This window comes from Stenotrophomonas maltophilia, from assembly GCF_004920835.1.
In the GTDB taxonomy this organism is placed as follows: domain Bacteria; phylum Pseudomonadota; class Gammaproteobacteria; order Xanthomonadales; family Xanthomonadaceae; genus Stenotrophomonas; species Stenotrophomonas maltophilia_AQ.
Map to the genome: position 1 here is coordinate 59,440 of NZ_QFHO01000010.1, position 17,171 is coordinate 76,610.

The window sequence follows — 17,171 nt, forward strand, 5'->3', positions numbered from 1 at the left end:
TGCGATCACGTGGGAAGGCACCGCCACCGCAACACTGTGGTGCGGGGCGGCGCGGCGACCGTTGCGGCCTTGCAGTTCCGGCCATCATGCCGATTGCGGACTGCACGGTCCATGATGCCCGGAGCGGCAACCGGCTTTTTGCACGGGGGCGTGCTGCCTAACGTGGCGGCCTCTCCCCACGGATCACCGCGATGAACGCTGCCCTTTCCCTTTACCGCGCGCCGGCCCTGCCGTCGGTACAGCGGTTGCTGCAGCAGGTCCACCCACTACGCCTGGTCGGCGCGGTGGTGCTGGTGCGCGAGCACGGCGTGCTGCGTCATGCCAGCGCCACCGGCCTGGCTGATCGCGAGTCGGCCACGGTGATGCGCCGCGACCAGCTGTTCCGGCTGGCATCGGTGAGCAAGCCGCTGCTGACCACGGTGATCCTGCGCCTGGTGGCCGAAGGTGTGCTGGACCTGGACGCGCCGGTACAGCGTTGGCTGCCGGACTTCCGTCCGGCGCTGGCCGATGGCAGCACGCCGCCGATCAGCCTGCGCCAACTGCTCAGCCACAGCAGCGGGCTGGGTTACCGCTTCCTCGAAGCCGATGCGGATGGCCCGTACGCACGGGCCGGCGTCAGCGATGGCATGGATGCGAATCCGCTGACGTTGGCCGACAACGTGCATCGCATCGCGCAGGCGCCGCTGCTGTTCGCACCAGGCAGCCAATGGCTGTACTCGTTGGGCGTGGACGTCGCTGGCGCCGTGGCTGAAGCCGCGACCGGTGAAACCCTGCAATCCCTGCATGCGCGGCTGCTGGCCGCGCCACTGGGGCTGGCCGACACCGCATTCGCGACCACCGACGTGGCGCGGCTGGCCACGCCGTATGTGAGTGACGCACCGCAGCCGCATCGCCTGCAGGAAGGCGAGGTGGTCGCACCCTTCGAAGGTACGGTCGGCATCGAGTACAGCCTCGCCCGTGCTACCGATGCCAGTCGTTACCCCTCGGCCGGTGCTGGACTGATTGGCAGCGCCGACGAGGTGATGGCGGTGCTGGAAGCACTGCGCGACGTACAGGCCTCGAATCTGTTGCCGCCCGCGCTGGTGGCGGAGATGGCCACTCCGCAGGTGGGCGAGCAGGGGCCGCCGGAGCCGGCCGGCTGGGGCTTCGGGCTGGGATTTGCGGTGCTGCGCGATGCCGCCGCCAGTGGCACGCCACAAAGCGAAGGCAGCTGGCGCTGGGGCGGTGCCTACGGCCACAGCTGGTTCGTTGATCCCGCGCGCGGACTGAGCGTGGTGGCGCTGACCAACACCCTGTACGAAGGTATGGATGGCGCCTTCGTCGATGAACTGCGTGACGCCGTCTATGCCGATCTGGAGGCTGCGCGATGAGCGGCCATGCCATTGATGCGGCGAGTCCTGCCGGCGAAGCTACACGCCTGCCGTGGGCCGGCCTGCTGGCGCTTGCGGGTGGCGGCTTCATCACCCTGCTGACCGAGACCCTGCCCGCCGGTGTATTGCGGCCAATGGGCGAGAGCCTGGGTGTGAGTGATGCCGCGGTGGGCCAGCTGGTCAGCGTGTATGCGCTGGGATCGGTGATGGCCGCACTGCCGATGACCGCGTTGACCCAGCGCCTGCCACGACGCCCCTTGTTGCTGGCCGCCATTGCCGGCTTCGTGGTGGTCAACACGCTGACCGCCGTGAGCAGCAGCTATCCGCTGATCCTCGCCGCGCGCTTCCTTGCTGGCGTCTGTGGTGGCCTGCTGTGGTCGCTGGTGGCCGGCTACGCCGCTCGCATGGTGGTGCCGTCACTGCAGGGCCGCGCGATTGCAGTGGCGATGGTCGGTTCACCGCTGGCGCTGTCGCTGGGCGTACCGGCGGGCACGTTGCTGGGCCAGCAGATCGGCTGGCGCTGGGCGTTCGCGTTGATGAGCGTGCTGGGTGTCGGGCTGCTGGCGTACGCGCGCTGGACACTGCCGGCGTTGCCGTCTGCCGGTGCCGGCCAGCGCATGTCACTGGGCACGGTGTGGCGCATGCCCGGCGTACGCAGCGCGCTGGCGGTGATGGTGCTGTACGTGCTGGCGCACAACGTGCTGTACACCTACATCGAACCGCTGGCGGTGGACGCCGGTGCCGGTCCATGGCTGGACCGCCTGCTGCTGGCCTTCGGTGTGGCTGCCATCGTCGGTATCGGCATTGCCGGTTGGGGCGTGGATCGCCACTTGCGTGCGCTGGTGTGGGCGGCGGTGATCGGCTTCCTGCTGCCGGTGCTGGCCCTGCTGCTATGGCCGGGACAGGCAACGGCGCTGCTGCTGGCGACGATCCTGTGGGGCGTGGCGTTCGGCGCCGTGCCAACCCTGTTCCAGACCGCACTGGCACGTCGCGCGGGTGCTGCCGCGGATCTGGCGCAGTCGATGTTGGTTACCGGCTGGAACCTGGCGATTGCCGGCGGTGGCGTCGCCGGCGGCGTGCTGTTGCAGGCCAGCGGCCCGAGCCAGCTGGGCTGGCTGCCGTTGCTATTGCTGGCGGTGACCGTGGCGTGGCTGCTGGCACGGCCGAAGGCCTGGGCGTAGCTGTTGATCAGCGATGACGCGGTACCGGCCAGCGGCCGGGACTACCGTGGTCCACGTCATCCACGCATCGCGTGGATCCACCGAGCGCAGCGACCCGCGTTTGCTTTTGCTTTCTTCTGTTGATTCCGTGGTGGGACGCCGCCGGAACCTGTCAGAGGCCGGGGCGGTCGGGTTCGCGGGGGTGTCTGCGGCATGGATGCCGCGGCCAAGCCCCCATGGACGGGTTTACGGCGTCCCCCGCGAACCCGACCGTCCCGGCCAACCCCGGGATAGCCGTACGCGACCCACCACGAGGGGCTCCGCCGTTGGCCGCCTTACTCGATCCTCTCACGCTCGATCGGCACACTCCGCGGGTTCTGCATGTGCTCCCGCGCCGCGCCATAGCGCTGCTGCCGCTTCTGATGGAACACCACGAACTCATCCCGTGGCAGCGGCCGCGAGAACAGCCAACCCTGCGCGAACTCGACCTTCCGGGTATGCAGATACGCCAACTGTGCCTCGGTCTCCACGCCCTCGGCGACCACCCACAGGCCCAGCTCCTTGGCCATGTCGATGATGTGCGGCGTGACCGGACTGGTCGCACTCTCGGTGCCGATCGCATCGATGAACGACTTGTCGATCTTCAGTGCATCCAGTGGCAGCTGCTCCAGGTACTGCAGGCTGGAAAAGCCCACGCCGAAGTCATCGATCGCCACGCTGTGGCCGGCCCGGCGTGCCTGCGCCAGCATCGTGCGTGCGCGGTCCAGGTCGAGGAAGCCGTGCTCGGTCGCTTCCATCCAGATCTGCTGCGGCAGGATGCCGCTGCCGGCCATGTGCTTGGCGATCAACTTCAATGCACGCCCACTGCTGATGTCCTCGGCGGCGAGATTGATCGCGATGTGCGCGCTGCGGTCGGCCACCAGCAGCTCGCGCATGTCGCGCACCACGTTCTCGATCACTAGATCGGTGATCGCGCCGATCATGCCGGTCTCTTCGGCCAGGGGAATGAACAGGTCGGGGCGGACCTGGGTGCCATCCTGACGCTGCCATCGAATCAATGCTTCGGCGCCCACGCAGATGCCGGTATCCAGTTCGATGATCGGCTGGTAGTGCAGGTACAGCTCGCGGCGGCGGATCGCGGTGGCCAGTTCGCCGCGCAGCGACAGCCGGCGGCGCGACAGCCAGATCACCAGGCCGGCACCCACGGCAGCCATCAGCAACCCGAGCGGCACGTACAGCCATGCCTGCTGGCGGAAGGTGGCGGCCAGTGCCGTGCGTGGCGTGGTGGCGATCGCCAGCCATTCGCCATTGCGGGCGGTGGCGTAGAGGGTGTTGCGGTCAAGCCCTTCGCCCGGGTTGCGCAGCAGGGTCTCCAGCAGCGCCGGATCCATGCCGTCCTGCTTGGCCAGCAGGCGGCCGTCCGGGCTGGCCAGGGCCAGGCGCACGTTGGGGTCGGCGATGACATCGACGAAACGGCGCGGGTCGACCAGCACGTCGTAGGCGCCGTACAGGATCGACAGCACCTGGCGGCGCCCGCTGGTTTCGGGGCGCACGTCCACCGCGATGCCGGCCCCTTCGCTGGTCACATGATCGGCCTTGGGCTGCTTCACATCGGCCAGGAACGGGCCCCACGACGTGCAGCGCAGCGTGCCGCCTTCGAAATAGCCCATCTGGTCGATCGACGGCGTGGTCATCACCAGGGTCTGCATGCGCCGGATATGGTCCGGGCTGCACGGCACGTGGACGCCTGCCTCCGCCGACTTCAGCGCGGCCAGCGCGTCATGGTAGGACTGGTCGGAACGGCGCAGGGCGCGGCCGGCGATGTCGCGCAGGCGCTGCTGCTCGACACTGACCGCACGGTCCCAGGTGGCATAGGCCATCACCGCGATCGGCACAGCCGCGGCCAGCAGCGCCAGCGCGGTGCCACCAATGATGATGCGCAGGCGGCTCATGGCTGGAGCTCCGGCGGGGCAGGCAGGTCAGGGCGCATGGTCAGGGCCGGTCCTTGGGCAGGTGCGGCTATCTGAGCATGGCGCCGGGCCGGGCGGAATGGGACGAATCCGGTATTCGGTCACAATGTGGTGAAAGCGACCGCCATTGACGTAATCGGGCCATCTGGCGCTGGCGCTCCTGGCCGGGGAGGACTAACGTCGAACGCTTCGCCCGCCCCAGTCCACGCCCATGACCGAGCCCGCAACGCCCCCCGAGCACCTGCGCCGCAGCCTGTCCAACCGCCACCTGCAGCTGATCGCCATCGGCGGTGCCATCGGCACCGGCCTGTTCATGGGCTCGGGCAAGACCATCAGCCTGGCCGGCCCGTCCATCGTCTTCGTCTACCTGATCATCGGCGCGATGCTGTTCTTCGTGATGCGCGCGATGGGCGAGCTGCTGCTGTCCAACCTGCAGTACAAATCCTTCATCGACTTTTCCACCGACCTGCTAGGTCCCTGGGCCGGCTTCTTCTGCGGATGGACCTACTGGTTCTGCTGGATCGTCACCGCCATCGCCGATGTGATCGCCATTGCTGCCTATGCACAGTTCTGGTTCCCGGGACTGGAGGCCTGGATACCGGCACTGGCCTGCGTGATGCTGTTGCTGGCACTGAACCTGGTGACGGTGAAGCTGTTCGGCGAAATGGAATTCTGGTTCGCGCTGATCAAGATCGTGGCGATCTGTGCGCTGATCATCACCGGTGCGGGCCTGGTGGCGTGGGGCTTCACTTCGCCCAGCGGCCATACCGCCGCGCTGTCCAACCTGTGGAATGACGGCGGCATGTTCCCGATGGGCCTGGTCGGCTTCTTTGCTGGTTTCCAGATCGCGGTGTTCGCCTTCGTCGGCATCGAGCTGGTCGGCACCACCGCCGCCGAGACCGCCAACCCCGAGCGCAATCTGCCCAAGGCGATCAACTCGATCCCGGTGCGCATCATCATCTTCTACGTGCTGGCGCTGATCGCGATCATGGCGGTCACCCCGTGGCGCCAGGTGGTGCCGGACAAGAGCCCGTTCGTGCAGCTGTTCGTGCTGGCCGGCATCCCCGCCGCGGCCAGCCTGATCAACTTCGTGGTGCTGACCTCGGCCACGTCTTCGGCCAACAGCGGCATCTTCTCCACCAGCCGCATGCTGTACGGCCTGGCCGAGGAAGGCCACGCGCCGCGCGGGTTGTCGAAGCTCTCGCGCGCCGCAGTGCCGGCACGCGGCCTGCTGTTCTCCTGCCTGTGCCTGCTCGGCGGCACGTTGCTGATCTACCTGATCCCCAACCTGGTGACCGCCTTCACCCTGGTCACCACGCTGGCGACGGTGCTCTTCATCTTCGTCTGGTCGCTGATCCTGGTGGCCTACATGGTCTACCGTCGCCGCTACCCGGAGCGCCACGCCGCCTCGATCTTCAAGATGCCCGGTGGCGTTGCGATGTGCTGGGCCTGCCTGGTGTTCTTTGCTGGCGTGCTGGTACTGCTGAGCCTGCAGGCCGACACCCGCCAGGCCCTGATCGCCAGCCCGGCGTGGTTCGTGCTGCTGGGCGTGGGGTACTGGGTGCGTCGGAGGACCGCGAAGTGATCCAACGTCTTCGTTCCATCGATTGATCCATCGTCTCCAGACGCTTCATCCACGCATGGCGTGGATCTACTGTCAGCCGCAGGGAACTATCGAAGGCGGGGTGGGTCCGCTGGCGGGAGTCTCCGCGGCATGGATGCCGCGGCCAAGCCCCCAGGGATGGGTTTACGGCGTCTCTCGCCAGCGGACCCACCCCGCCTCCCCGCAGGAGGTCGGCCATTGCCGTTGCGTGTGATCTGGCCTCTGCAGGTGCAGGGCGCAGCCCTGCCAAATCCCCCATTCACTTGGTGTTAGCGGGCGCGGCCGGATCATCCGGCCGCCATGTCCCGCCACCCCTTCCTGCTCGCGCTGTTGCTGCTGCCCAGCCTGTGGCCCGGGCTGGCCGCCGCGCGCACGGTCTACCGCTGCGTGCAGGGCAATACGGTCAGCCTGGCCACCGCTCCCGAACCCGGCTCGCGCTGCACGCCGAAGGAGATCGACGACAACGCCGTCCAAGCCCCGAATCTGTGGGGCAACATGGGCGTGTTCAGTGGCGTGCTGTACGAACGCGAGCAGGACGGCGCGCTGGTCTATTCCACCCGCAACCTGCCCGGTTCGCGGGTGTTCCTGAAGTTCACCGTGGCCACGCCGCCGGGCGAGCCCGCGCACGAAGGCCTGGGCAAGGTCGGCAAGCCGCAGCTCGCGCAGCATGCCAAGCAGTTCAAGGCCGCTGCCAAGGCCACCGGCGTGGATGACGCATGGTTGCGCGCGATCGCCCACGCCGAAAGCAATTTCGACGCGCTGGCGGTCTCGACCAAGGGCGCACAGGGCGTGATGCAGCTGATGCCGGATACCGCGCAGGAGTACGGGGTGAGCGATCCGTTCTCGCCGCAGCAGTCGATCGATGGCGGCGCCCGCTACATGCGCGCGCTGCTGCGCCGCTACAACGGTGATCGGCCACTGGCCGCCGCCGCCTACAACGCCGGCATCGGAGCGGTCACCCGCTACAAGGGCGTGCCGCCCTATGCCGAGACCCTGGCCTACGTGGACAAGGTGATGGCCCTGTATGCGCGCTACCGCGAAGCGATGGGCATCCGTACCGAAGTGCCCGCGCGATAGGCTGGCGGTGCTGGATGTGTCGTGTAGAGCCGAGCCCATGCTCGGCTCATGCTGCCGGCAGCCGAGCATGGGCTCGGCTCTACAGGGCGTCTGCTCAGCGTGAGGTCGCGCTGCCGACCAGTTCGTAGCGTTCGATGCGGCCGACGCGGGTGATTTCTGCCTGCACGTCGGCGCGCTGCTTCAGCGCACGCCAGGCCGCATCGATCTTCACGTCACCCGGCAGCGACGGATAGGTACGCATGTCCTGCAGGCTGGCCAGTGTTTCGCCACGCTCGACGGGGGAGCGCAGTTGTTCGATCAGCACGGCGGCCGCGCCATCCAGATTGCCCTCGTCCAGCAGCATTTCGCGATGGAACAGGCGGGCGTCACCGCCCTCGGCGAGGATCGCCGCGCGAGCGACGTCCATTGCCTTGGCATCGCCACGTTCGCGCGCGGCGGCAAACTGCAGCAACGCCTGTGCTGCCTTGCCGTAGCCGCCGAGGCCCGGCATGTCATTCACCGCTGCGGTGGCGTCCTGCACGCGGCCCAGCGAGCTGAGCACGAAGCCGACGTTGAACTGGTGCTCGGCGCCATCCGGGCCCAGCGCACCGATGCGCGCAGCCAGCTTCGCGGTGGCCAGCGCGTCGTCGGTGCGTCCCAACCGACGCAGCGCGGTGAACCGGCTGTTGAGCAGCCACGCGACCCACTCGGCTTCGGCCGCCGACGGGGATTCACCTTCGGCCGCTGCGCGGGCCATGCCATCGGTCAGTGCCAGGACTTCCTCGTTGCGGTCGAGCATCAGCAGCGTATTGCTGAACTCGGCCATGCGCGCGTCCAGGGCGCGGTCGAGCAGGCCGGACACACGCAGTTCATCGAGATGCTTCTGTGCGGCCTGCACCGGATCGAAGCGTGCATCGCCGCGGTCGACATAGCGATCGAAGCGCTTGTCACTGCGCAGGCGGATGATTTCGGCCGGGCCATTGATGCGTGCCAGCGTGGCCGGGATGTCGTCGCCGCGACCGTTGTCGGCCTGCAGCGTGGCCAACGCCAGCCACAGCCCGGTCGGCTCCACGCCACCGCCTTTCCAGCCGTTGTCGAACAGTGCCTGCAGCAGTTCCATGCGTCGCTGTGGCTGGTCGCGCAGGCGGTACTGCAGGTAATTGATCGGCTGGCGCTCGATCGGCAGCGGGCCCTCGGCGTGCTTCAGTGCCTGAACCAGGTACCGGGTAGCCGGAGCCGGCTGGTTTTCGGAAAGTTCCAACGACACCAGGGTCAGCAGGATCTGTGCATCGTCCGGCAACGATTCCTGCGCCTGCTGTAGATAGCGCCGGGCCTGTGCCGGCTTCTTCTGCATCAATGCGGTCCAGCCCGCTACCTGCGCGGCGCGACCACGATGCTCGGCATCGAAATCATCCAGCAGCGGATCTTCCATCAGCTGTTCCATGGCGATCAACGCGCCCAGCGTATTACCGCTGCGTGACTGCTGGATCGCTTCGTCCCAACGGGTGGCATAGGCCGTATGCACCGCGTCGCTGGTGACGGACGGCTTCTGTGGCGCCACCGCGATGGAGGCGGAGGCAGGGGCAACTGACAGGGCGGCGAGCAGCAGGGCAGTGAGGGGGAGAAGGCGGGGCATGGAGATTCTCCATCCGTGGGAAGAGCATTGAACCTGCTGCAGGCAGCGAGGACAAGCGTGATGGATGGAACTCTGGCGATCAGGAGTACGTTTGGCCATGGCGGATCGCGCGCGCAGCGTCTATCGTCGGTGCCTCTTCAGATTGCAGGCAGAGGCAACGCAGCACGATGGCACGGTGGCAATGGATGGCGGCGGGGGTCGCGTTGGCAACGGCGGTGGCATTGGCCGCGACCTGGTGGGATTCACCGCTGCAGACCTTGGCTGAACCGGCAGGCCCGGCGCCCACGCCGCTGGCCTGGACCGCACAGATCGAGATGCTGGCCGGCGATGGTCATCCCGGTGACCGCGATGGTGCGTCTGCGCAGGCCCGCTTCGCCGATCCCCATGCGTTGCTGCGCAGTGCCGACGGCAGCATCTACTTCACCGATGCCGGCGACAACAACCGCATCCGCCGCCGCCTGCCGGATGGCCGCATCGAGACCGTGGCCGGGCAGGGCGAGGGGCGCATCGACGGCCCTGCACTGCAGGCCAGTTTCAATACGCCCTCGGGCATCGCCGCCGATGCGCAGGGCAACCTGTACGTAGCCGACACCGGCAACCACGCGATCCGCCGTATCGGCACCGATGGCCAGGTGACCACGCTGGCCGGTGGCGAGCAGGGTTACGCCGATGGGCCGGCCGCGCAAGCGCGCTTCGATGCACCGATGGGCATCGCGGTGGACGCGCAGGGCCAGGTCTATGTGGCCGACACCTTCAACGACCGCATCCGGATGATCGGTACCGACGGCAACGTGCGTACCCTGGCCGGCGGCGAGCGCCCGGGGTTGGCCGATGGCCTGGGCGTAGCGGCGCGCTTCGATACGCCGGTGGCGCTGGCCTTCGATGCCCATGGCGCGCTGCTGGTGGCCGACCTGTTCAACAACGCGGTGCGTCGCGTCGGTGCCGATGGCACGGTCAGCACGCTGCTGGGCGATGGCGGCGTGATCAATGGGCCGCTGTCGCTGGCCACCACGCACGACGGCGTGCTCTACGTGGGTGACCTTGATGGCCGCATCGTGCAGGTAACACCGCAGGGCCACCAGATCGCACTGGTGGGCAACGGCCGCCTGCCGCGCCTGGCCCGGCCCAGCGGTCTGGCGATGGATGCCGACGGCAGTGTGCTGGTCGCCGATTCCGCCAGCTATCGCCTGCACCGCCTGCGCCCGCTGCCAGTGGGTGATTTGCCGGCACCGGCGCTGGTCGGGCCCGCTGCCGATGCAGCGTTGCCGGACACCGGTGGTCGCTGGCCATTGGCACCGCAGGACGGCTGGCATGAAGTGGTCGGCACGCTGGGCGAGGTGCGCGGCAACTTCAAGGGCGAGAGCCGCCACCACCTGCACGGCGGTTTCGATGTGCGCGGCGATGTCGGCCAGACCGTGTTGGCGATCGCCGATGGCAAGATCAGCAGCCCGGTAGCGGCGTGGAGCCTGGGGGGGCAGGCCGAGGGCCTGGCAGTGGACCGCCTCAAGTACATCCACATGCGGGTCGGCCGCACCCCGCGCGACCAGCCGTTCGATGCGCGCTGGCAGGCGCTGTACGACGAACAGGGCAAGCTGGAGCGCATGCGGGTGCGTCGCGGCATGCGCATCCACGTCGGCGATCGCCTGGGCAGCATCAACAACCAGGCGCACGTGCACCTGGCGGTGGGCACCGGCGGCTTCGAAACCAACGCCGTGGCGCTGGGCTTCCATAACTACGCCGACCACTTCGCACCGCGCATCACCGATGTCGCGCTGCTGGACGACAACGACCAGCCGCTGGCGGCGGGCAGCGACGGCGTGGTGATGCTGGCGCGGCAGGGACGTGGCGTGCAGATCGTGGTCGAAGCGTGGGACCAGGTTGACAACAACCTGCCGCGGCGCCGGCTGGGCATGTACCAGGTGGGCTACCAGATCCTCGATGCCGGCGGACAGCCGCTGCAGGGCTATGAGCAGCCGCGCTGGAACATCGTGTTCAACCGCATGCCGCCGCAGAACGCAGCGGTGCGCGTGGCCTATGCGCCGGACAGCGGCATCACCGTGCATGGCAGTGCGGTAACCCGCTTCCGCTACCTGGCCACCAACACCGTGCGTGATGGCCTGATGGAAACCGGGCGCTGGCAGCCGGCGGCATTGCCACCGGGCGAGTACACCGTGCGCGCCAGCGTGCGCGACTACAGCGGCAACGAAGGCGTGGGTCCGCGCGAGATCAGAGTACGGCTGCTGCCATAGCCGCAGCCGGGGCGCCGCAGCGTTCGCGCTCGGCGTCCATGTCTTCCAGCGGCCGCACTTCGATGCTGCCGAAGCGCGCCCACGGGAAGTCGCGGGCGACGCGCATGGCTTCGTCGCGGTCGCGGGCGACGATCAGGTTGAAACCGGCCAGCAGTTCGCGGGTCTCGGCGAACGGGCCATCCAATACACGGCTGTGGCCATCGCGCACGCGCAGGGTCTGCGCGGTGTCGACCGGCTGCAGCTTCTGCGCGGCAAGCAGCGTGCCTTCGGCCTGCAGCTTGTCTGCGTGGGCCAGGCAGTCACGCATCAGCGTGTTGAATTCTTCGGTGGGCAGGGCCTGGAGCAGGGCAGGCTCGATGTAGATCAGAAGCAGGTACTGCTGCATGGCACGGTCCTGGCGGGGGCGGGGTGTCCATGATGGCGCAGGTTTGCCTGCGGGCATGCTGCAGCGCGAAAAGCCGCCTGCGGCGGGCGATCGGCGAAGGCGTGCTTTCCACGGAAGAAACAATTTTCAGAGGACGTGTCGATTTCCAGCCCCCTGGTTCGTTGTACCCAGTGAAGGGCACGCACCACGCGTCCCCACGGGAGACCGCAATGAAAGTGATGGTGATCGTGAAGGCCAACGCCGACTCCGAAGCCGGCCGCATGCCCAGCGAACAGGAACTGTCCGAAATGGGCGCCTTCAACGAACAACTGGTGGCCGCCGGCATCATGCTGGCCGGTGAAGGCCTGCACGCCACCCAGCGCGGTCGCCGCATTCATTTCGGCAGTGGCGCGCCCAAGGTCGAGGCCGGTCCGTTTGGCCCCGCCAGCGAGCAGATCGCCGGCTTCTGGCTGTGGGACGTGCGTTCGCTGGATGAGGCCGTCGAGTGGGCCAGCCGCGCGCCGTTCAACAGTGGTGGCACGCTGGAGCTGCGCCCGCTGATCTCCGCCGAGGATTTCGGCGAGGCCTTCACCCCCGAATTACAGCAGCAGGAACAGCGTCTGCGTGCACAGCTGGAAGGTTGACCCGATTCATTTCCCCCGCCGGGCATGGCCCGACGCTACCACCCTGAAACCCACGACGGAGCATTGCCATGAAATTGATTCCCTTCCTCGGCTTCAGCGGCCAGGCCCATGAGGCGATGGCGTTCTATGCCAAGGCACTCGGTGGCCAGGTCACCTCGGAAATGAAGTACCGCGACATGCCGCCCTCCGATGGCTCGCCGGGCTGCAACGAGATGCCGCCGGAAACCCTGGACCACGTCGCGCACAGCCAGCTGGAAATCGGCAGTGCCATCGTGATGGCGGCCGACGGTCCCGGCGGTGGCGAGGGTGGTTCGACCACCATCAATGTCGACGTCGACAGCATCGAAGAAGCCGAACGCGTGTTCGCGGCGCTGGCCGAAGGTGGCCAGGTGCAGATGCCGATCGCTGAAACGTTCTGGGCGCATCGCTGGGGCATGCTGATCGATCGCTACGGCAAGCCGTGGATGGTCAACTGCATGAAGCAGCCGTGATTCCTGCCTCTTTCATCCACAAGGAGCTTCACCGATGAGTGCACCGCAACCGCAGATGATCTTCGTCAACCTGCCCGTGCAGGATCTGAACGCGTCCAAGGCCTTCTTCGCCGCACTGGGCTACAGCTTCAACCCGACCTTCACCAACGACGATGCGGCCTGCATGGTCGTCAGCGAGAGCATCTTCGTGATGCTGCTGACCCAGCCGTTCTTCAGGCAGTTCACCAACAAGGCGATTGCCGATGCGCACAGCCACACCGAGGTAATCACCTGCCTGTCGGCCGACAGCCGCAAGGCGGTGGACGTGATGGTGGACAAGGCGCTCGCGGCGGGTGCCAGCGAACCGCAGCCGGCGCGCGACTACGGCTTCATGTACCAGCGCGGCTTCCAGGACCTGGACGGCCATCTCTGGGAAATCGCACACATGGACGGCGAGCCGGGCTGACGGCCGCCGCAAGGGAGAACCCTCATGGCTTACGTGGATGCTTACGTGCTGCCGTGCCCACAGGACAAGGTGGCGGCCTACCGCCGCCTTGCCCGCAAGGCCGGTGCGGTGTGGAAGGACCATGGAGCGCTGCAGTACATGGAATGCGTGGCTGACGATGTGGAACCGGGAAAGAGCACGTCGTTTCCGCGTGCGGTCAAGTCCAAGCCTGGCGAAACAGTGATCGTCGCCTTCGTGGTGTTCCGTTCGCGCGCGGCGCGCGACCGTATCAACGCGAAGGTGATGGCGGACCCGCGGCTGGCATCGTTGGGCCCGAAGGACATGCCGTTCGATACCAAGCGCATGTTCTGGGGCGGCTTCAAGCCGATTGTTGAAGCGTGAGCTGCGGCGCTTGTGCGGGCCCGGTGCGCGTGCTGTGATCGGCGCATGCTCGAGCCCGCACTGACGCAGCGTCTGGAAACCCTCTGGCGGATGGAATCGCCGGTGTTGATCGCGCGCCTGGCGCGGCTGCTCGCGGGCGATGTCGGCCGCGCCGAGGAGCTGGCCCAGGACACCTGGCTGGCCGCGCTGGAGCGCTGGCCGGAGCAGGGCATCCCGGACAACCCCGGAGCCTGGCTGATGACCACTGCGCGCAACCGTGCCATTGATGTGCTGCGCCAGCACCAGCGGGTGGCGCAGCAGCATGCGCAATGGGGCGAGGAGCTGCATCCGGCACCCTTGCCGGCACCGGATGACAGCCAGGCGCTGGAAGATGATCTGGGTGACGACCTGCTGCGGCTGATGTTCGTGGCCTGCCATCCGGTGTTGCCGGCTGACGCACGGGTGGCGTTGACCCTGCGCCTGCTTGGTGGCCTGACCACCGTGGAGATCGCGCGCGCGTTCCTGCAGCCCGAGCCGACCATCGCCCAGCGCATCGTGCGTGCCAAGCGCACGCTGGCGCAGAAGCAGGTGCCCTATGAAGTGCCGCGCGCGGAGGCGATGCCAGAGCGGCTGGGGTCGGTGCTGGAGGCGATCTACCTGGTGTTCAACGAAGGCTATGCGGCCAGTGCCGGTGACGACTGGATGCGTCCGGCGCTGTGCGAGGAGGCACTGCGGCTTGCGCGCATCCTGGCGCACCGGCTGCCGGTGCCGCCGGTGCTGGGCCTGCTGGCGCTGATGGAGCTGCAGGCCTCGCGTGCCGCAGCACGGACCGATGCGCACGGCGCGCCGGTGCTGCTGGACCAGCAGAACCGTGCGCGCTGGGACTGGCTGCAGATCGAGCGCGGGCAGCAGGTACTGGCACGCGCGCTGGCAGCCGGTGGTGGCGATGATCCCTATGTGCTGCAGGCACGCATCGCGGCATGCCATGCGGCTTCGCGCCACGCCGAAGCCACTGACTGGCCGCGTATCGTCTCGCTTTATACACAGTTGCTGCAGGTGCAGCCTTCGCCGGTTGTCGCATTGAACCGGGTAGTGGCGGTGCTGCGCTGCGAAGGTGCCTTCGCTGCATGGGCACAGTTGCAGCCGTTGCTGGACGATGCGCGCCTGCGCGATTACGCACCGTTGCAGGTGGTGCGTGGCGAGGTACTACAGTCGTTGGGGCGCGAGCACGACGCACGTCACGCTTTTGCGGAAGCCGCCAGACTCAGCCAGAACCAGGCAGAGCGCGGCCTGCTGCGGCAAAGGGCCGGTCTGCCCCCCGTGGAGTGACCCCGACGAAGGCAGCACTTGTCGGCGGGCGCGCGAGCCGTTATGTTTCGCGCCCAGTGGACGCATGCGCGTCTGCTTTCCGTGCGTATTGACCGAGGAGCGGTTGGATGTATTCAAGGACGAAGAGCGCATCGCGCGCTTTTGCGCGCCTGCTTGCCTGTGCCCTGTGCGTGGCCGTATGGCCGATGGCCGTGCAGGCCGCAGACAAATCGCAGCAGGCCTACTGGGCCGGTTTTGCCTATACCGCCGATGCCGCCGCCGTGCAGGCGACCACGCCGCATGCGCACGCGGTGCTGGAAAAGCGCGGCCTGATTCCACTCAACCAGACCCTGGTCCAGGCGCTCAAGCGCCGTGCGCCGGCCCACCTGGAGCTGATCGACCAGCCGGTCGCGATGCTCGACGGCACCACAAGCGCCACCGTGCTGGCCGCAGCACTGGATCGGGAGCTGGTGTCGGTCGAACCGATCGGCAACCAGTACAAGGTGCTGGTCGAGGTGGCGCTGCAGGCGCTGTTCTTCGACTTCCGCGAGCGCCAGGTGATCGCTTCCTATCCGCTCACCCTGCAGCGCATCGACGTGCAGGACTACCGTCCTGACAGCGACGATATCGACGCGATCGTCGCTGATCTGCTGTATGGCAACGCCAGCACCAGCCTGTCGCAGGTCCTTGCGGCCAGCCTGGCCCAGGCCAAGCTGCCGGACGCTGCGGTGCGCCGCCTGCAGGTGGGCGGTGTGACCCTGTCCGATGCAGTGCGGGCCAAGTTGCCGGACCCGAAGTGGGAAGCGCCGCTGCGCGCCACCCTGGCCCATGAACTGTCCAAGACGCTGTCGTCCAACACCGGTGTCGGCCTGCTGCCGCCGGCCTCGGGCCAGGCGATCGGTGGTGCAATGGCTGCACGCTTTGCCGACGGCAAGGTCTACCAGCTGAAGATTCCCGAGCCGGACTACGTCATCAACGTGCAGGTCGATGCGCTGAAGAACGGCGTCATCGAAGAAACCGCGGCGATGAAGACGATGCTGTTCGGCGCCTTCTTCACCGCCAAGGTGACCGAGCCGTTCTCCGGCAAGGTCTATTTCGAACAACCGCTGCGCAAGGGTGCCACCAAGGTGGTGCCGGTCACGCAGTGGCAGGTTGACCAGTGGTCGGCCAGCTACGAAACCCTGCTGGCCGGCTTTGATGCCTTCGCCGGCGCCGCCGCCAAGCGTGCCGATTCGCGCGCCTGGCTGGACGAGCAGAAGCCGGGCGGCCGCCCGTTGCAGCAGCAGACCCAAGCCCTCCAGGAGTTGATCAAGTCATGTCGTTGATGCGTACCATCCTGCTGTTCCTCATCGCCCTGGCGGTGGCCTCGCCGGTCGCCGCGCAGACCGCCAGCTCGCGTGGTACCGGTTCGGCCAGCTACAGCCTGCGCCTGAGTGCCGACACCCGCGCCCAGGCCATGAACAAGGCCAAGGTCAATGCGCTGGAGGCGTACATCGCTGAAACCGGTGCGGCCAAGCTGCGCCTGTTCGAAGCCCGTCGCGCCGAGTTCATCGGCGAGATCGACCGCTACGTGCTCAGCGCCGTGCAGCTGTCGGACACCGAAGACAAGAAGGCCAAGACCTACAGCGTCACCGTCCGCGCAGAGATCAATACCACCCTGCTGCAGACCAAGCTGGATGCTGGCTCGGCCGTTGCTGGCGCCACCGCTGCGCAGCGCTCGCTGTTGACCTTCCTGTTCATGGCACGCTCGCAGGACACCGTGCAGTCGTTCCAGGACAAGGAATACCGCCGCACCGACGTCAGCTCCAGCTACAACGAGAACACCCGTGAAGGCGACAGCTTCCGTGGCAACTCGGTCAGCACCAACGGCAGCATCAACCAGAATGCGTCGATGTCGGTCACCAGCGGCGGCAGCACCACCCAGCGCAGCGACAACATCAGCTGGAAGGTGGCCAATGCCGCCGAGGTCAACACCGCGATGACCGGTGCCTTCAGCGCCGCCGGCTACGAGGTGGTCGAAGCCGAATACGTGGAAGGCGAGTCGCGTGGCCTGCTCAGCATCGAGCGCATCCGCAAGGATTTCAGCACCGGCAACGATCTGTCTGCAGCCACCCTGCGTGACACCGCCAACGGCATCCGTGCAGCCAACATCCCGTATATCGCCGTCGGCACCCTCGACGTCGGCATGCGCGACCGCGACCCGGCCAGTGGCAACACCCGCGTGTTCGTTACCGTCACCGGCAAGGTGCTGGACGTGACCGGGCGCTTCCCGCGCACCGTGTCGTCGGTGGGTCCGGTGCAGTTCTCCGGTACCGGTCCGAATGAAACCGTGGCCCGCACCAATGCCCTGCAGCTGGCCGCCGAGAAGGCTGCCCAGCAGATGATCAACGAGCTGAACGTCAAGGCGGTTCGTTGACGTTACCGCTGCGCTCGCCGGGCATTACCCGGCGCTACCGGCTCTGGTGGGTGCCGCGCTTGCTCGGCACTGACCCGCTGCAATACCCGTTCTTGCGCG

The 17,171-nt window shown here is 67.4% G+C and carries 15 protein-coding genes; 12 read left to right on the forward strand and 3 right to left on the reverse strand.

The window, feature by feature from the left end:
* Window positions 1–191 precede the first annotated feature (191 nt).
* Both DI041_RS09425 and DI041_RS09430 read left to right on the forward strand, forming a co-directional pair.
* A complete protein-coding gene (locus DI041_RS09425; RefSeq protein ID WP_136639948.1) occupies window positions 192–1,370 on the forward strand; it encodes a serine hydrolase domain-containing protein in 1,179 nt (392 codons plus the stop codon).
* Window positions 1,367–2,551: an MFS transporter gene (locus tag DI041_RS09430; RefSeq protein WP_046984495.1), complete on the forward strand. Its 1,185-nt coding sequence runs from the start codon at window positions 1,367–1,369 to the stop codon at window positions 2,549–2,551. Before DI041_RS09425 ends, DI041_RS09430 begins: the two co-directional genes overlap by 4 nt.
* 314 nt (window positions 2,552–2,865) lie before the next feature.
* Here DI041_RS09430 and DI041_RS09435 read toward each other — a convergent pair whose 3' ends face one another.
* Window positions 2,866–4,482 carry an EAL domain-containing protein gene (locus tag DI041_RS09435; RefSeq protein WP_136639949.1) on the reverse strand — a complete coding sequence of 539 codons (1,617 nt, stop codon included), beginning with the start codon at window positions 4,480–4,482 and terminating at the stop codon, window positions 2,866–2,868.
* A gap of 229 nt (window positions 4,483–4,711) precedes the next feature.
* Here DI041_RS09435 and cycA point away from each other — a divergent pair, with 229 nt between their 5' ends.
* Window positions 4,712–6,085, forward strand: a complete 1,374-nt coding sequence (gene cycA / locus DI041_RS09440; RefSeq protein ID WP_136639950.1) for a D-serine/D-alanine/glycine transporter — start codon at window positions 4,712–4,714, stop codon at window positions 6,083–6,085.
* Between the two features lie 318 nt (window positions 6,086–6,403).
* Window positions 6,404–7,180 carry a lytic transglycosylase domain-containing protein gene (locus DI041_RS09445; RefSeq protein WP_046987900.1) on the forward strand — a complete coding sequence of 259 codons (777 nt, stop codon included), beginning with the start codon at window positions 6,404–6,406 and terminating at the stop codon, window positions 7,178–7,180.
* A 94-nt stretch (window positions 7,181–7,274) separates the two neighbouring features.
* On the opposite strand, the gene DI041_RS09450 is transcribed toward DI041_RS09445, so the two are convergent.
* Window positions 7,275–8,795 carry a tetratricopeptide repeat protein gene (locus DI041_RS09450; RefSeq protein ID WP_136639951.1) on the reverse strand — a complete coding sequence of 507 codons (1,521 nt, stop codon included), beginning with the start codon at window positions 8,793–8,795 and terminating at the stop codon, window positions 7,275–7,277.
* Between the two features lie 167 nt (window positions 8,796–8,962).
* Between DI041_RS09450 and DI041_RS09455 the strand changes: the two genes are divergently transcribed.
* Complete coding sequence (locus DI041_RS09455) at window positions 8,963–11,044, forward strand: NHL repeat-containing protein (RefSeq protein WP_136639952.1); 2,082 nt, start codon at window positions 8,963–8,965, stop codon at window positions 11,042–11,044.
* On the opposite strand, the gene DI041_RS09460 is transcribed toward DI041_RS09455, so the two are convergent.
* A complete protein-coding gene (locus DI041_RS09460) occupies window positions 11,022–11,429 on the reverse strand; it encodes a YciI family protein (RefSeq protein WP_136639953.1) in 408 nt (135 codons plus the stop codon). The genes DI041_RS09455 and DI041_RS09460 overlap by 23 nt on opposite strands.
* A gap of 209 nt (window positions 11,430–11,638) precedes the next feature.
* Here DI041_RS09460 and DI041_RS09465 point away from each other — a divergent pair, with 209 nt between their 5' ends.
* The 7 genes from DI041_RS09465 to DI041_RS09495 all read left to right on the forward strand — a co-directional run bounded on the left by DI041_RS09465 (window position 11,639) and on the right by DI041_RS09495 (window position 17,072).
* Window positions 11,639–12,052: a YciI family protein gene (locus tag DI041_RS09465; RefSeq protein WP_049424778.1), complete on the forward strand. Its 414-nt coding sequence runs from the start codon at window positions 11,639–11,641 to the stop codon at window positions 12,050–12,052.
* Between the two features lie 68 nt (window positions 12,053–12,120).
* Window positions 12,121–12,543 (forward strand): VOC family protein, encoded by a 423-nt coding sequence (locus DI041_RS09470; protein ID WP_005407887.1) that lies wholly within the window; start codon window positions 12,121–12,123, stop codon window positions 12,541–12,543.
* Between the two features lie 34 nt (window positions 12,544–12,577).
* Complete coding sequence (locus tag DI041_RS09475; protein ID WP_136639233.1) at window positions 12,578–12,988, forward strand: VOC family protein; 411 nt, start codon at window positions 12,578–12,580, stop codon at window positions 12,986–12,988.
* Window positions 12,989–13,012: 24 nt separating this feature from the next.
* Window positions 13,013–13,369 carry a DUF1428 domain-containing protein gene (locus DI041_RS09480; protein WP_136639234.1) on the forward strand — a complete coding sequence of 119 codons (357 nt, stop codon included), beginning with the start codon at window positions 13,013–13,015 and terminating at the stop codon, window positions 13,367–13,369.
* 45 nt (window positions 13,370–13,414) lie between these two features.
* A complete protein-coding gene (locus tag DI041_RS09485; RefSeq protein WP_136639235.1) occupies window positions 13,415–14,677 on the forward strand; it encodes an RNA polymerase sigma factor in 1,263 nt (420 codons plus the stop codon).
* Between the two features lie 107 nt (window positions 14,678–14,784).
* Window positions 14,785–15,981, forward strand: coding sequence for a hypothetical protein (locus DI041_RS09490; protein ID WP_136639236.1), 1,197 nt, complete (start codon window positions 14,785–14,787; stop codon window positions 15,979–15,981).
* On the forward strand, window positions 15,972–17,072 hold the full coding sequence (locus DI041_RS09495; RefSeq protein WP_136639237.1) for a hypothetical protein: 1,101 nt from the start codon (window positions 15,972–15,974) through the stop codon (window positions 17,070–17,072). Before DI041_RS09490 ends, DI041_RS09495 begins: the two co-directional genes overlap by 10 nt.
* Window positions 17,073–17,171 lie beyond the last annotated feature (99 nt).

Excerpts from the sequence above, each read along its gene's own strand:
- DI041_RS09435 (WP_136639949.1), bottom strand. The coding sequence starts at position 4,482 with ATGAGCCGCCTGCGCATCATCATTGGTGGCACCGCGCTGGCGCTGCTG.
- DI041_RS09490 (WP_136639236.1), top strand. The coding sequence starts at position 14,785 with ATGTATTCAAGGACGAAGAGCGCATCGCGCGCTTTTGCGCGCCTGCTT.
- DI041_RS09445 (WP_046987900.1), top strand. The coding sequence starts at position 6,404 with ATGTCCCGCCACCCCTTCCTGCTCGCGCTGTTGCTGCTGCCCAGCCTG.
- DI041_RS09485 (WP_136639235.1), top strand. The coding sequence starts at position 13,415 with ATGCTCGAGCCCGCACTGACGCAGCGTCTGGAAACCCTCTGGCGGATG.
- DI041_RS09455 (WP_136639952.1), top strand. The coding sequence starts at position 8,963 with ATGGCACGGTGGCAATGGATGGCGGCGGGGGTCGCGTTGGCAACGGCG.
- DI041_RS09450 (WP_136639951.1), bottom strand. The coding sequence starts at position 8,795 with ATGCCCCGCCTTCTCCCCCTCACTGCCCTGCTGCTCGCCGCCCTGTCA.
- cycA (WP_136639950.1), top strand. The coding sequence starts at position 4,712 with ATGACCGAGCCCGCAACGCCCCCCGAGCACCTGCGCCGCAGCCTGTCC.
- DI041_RS09425 (WP_136639948.1), top strand. The coding sequence starts at position 192 with ATGAACGCTGCCCTTTCCCTTTACCGCGCGCCGGCCCTGCCGTCGGTA.
- DI041_RS09430 (WP_046984495.1), top strand. The coding sequence starts at position 1,367 with ATGAGCGGCCATGCCATTGATGCGGCGAGTCCTGCCGGCGAAGCTACA.
- DI041_RS09495 (WP_136639237.1), top strand. The coding sequence starts at position 15,972 with ATGTCGTTGATGCGTACCATCCTGCTGTTCCTCATCGCCCTGGCGGTG.
- DI041_RS09480 (WP_136639234.1), top strand. The coding sequence starts at position 13,013 with ATGGCTTACGTGGATGCTTACGTGCTGCCGTGCCCACAGGACAAGGTG.
- DI041_RS09470 (WP_005407887.1), top strand. The coding sequence starts at position 12,121 with ATGAAATTGATTCCCTTCCTCGGCTTCAGCGGCCAGGCCCATGAGGCG.
- DI041_RS09475 (WP_136639233.1), top strand. The coding sequence starts at position 12,578 with ATGAGTGCACCGCAACCGCAGATGATCTTCGTCAACCTGCCCGTGCAG.
- DI041_RS09465 (WP_049424778.1), top strand. The coding sequence starts at position 11,639 with ATGAAAGTGATGGTGATCGTGAAGGCCAACGCCGACTCCGAAGCCGGC.
- DI041_RS09460 (WP_136639953.1), bottom strand. The coding sequence starts at position 11,429 with ATGCAGCAGTACCTGCTTCTGATCTACATCGAGCCTGCCCTGCTCCAG.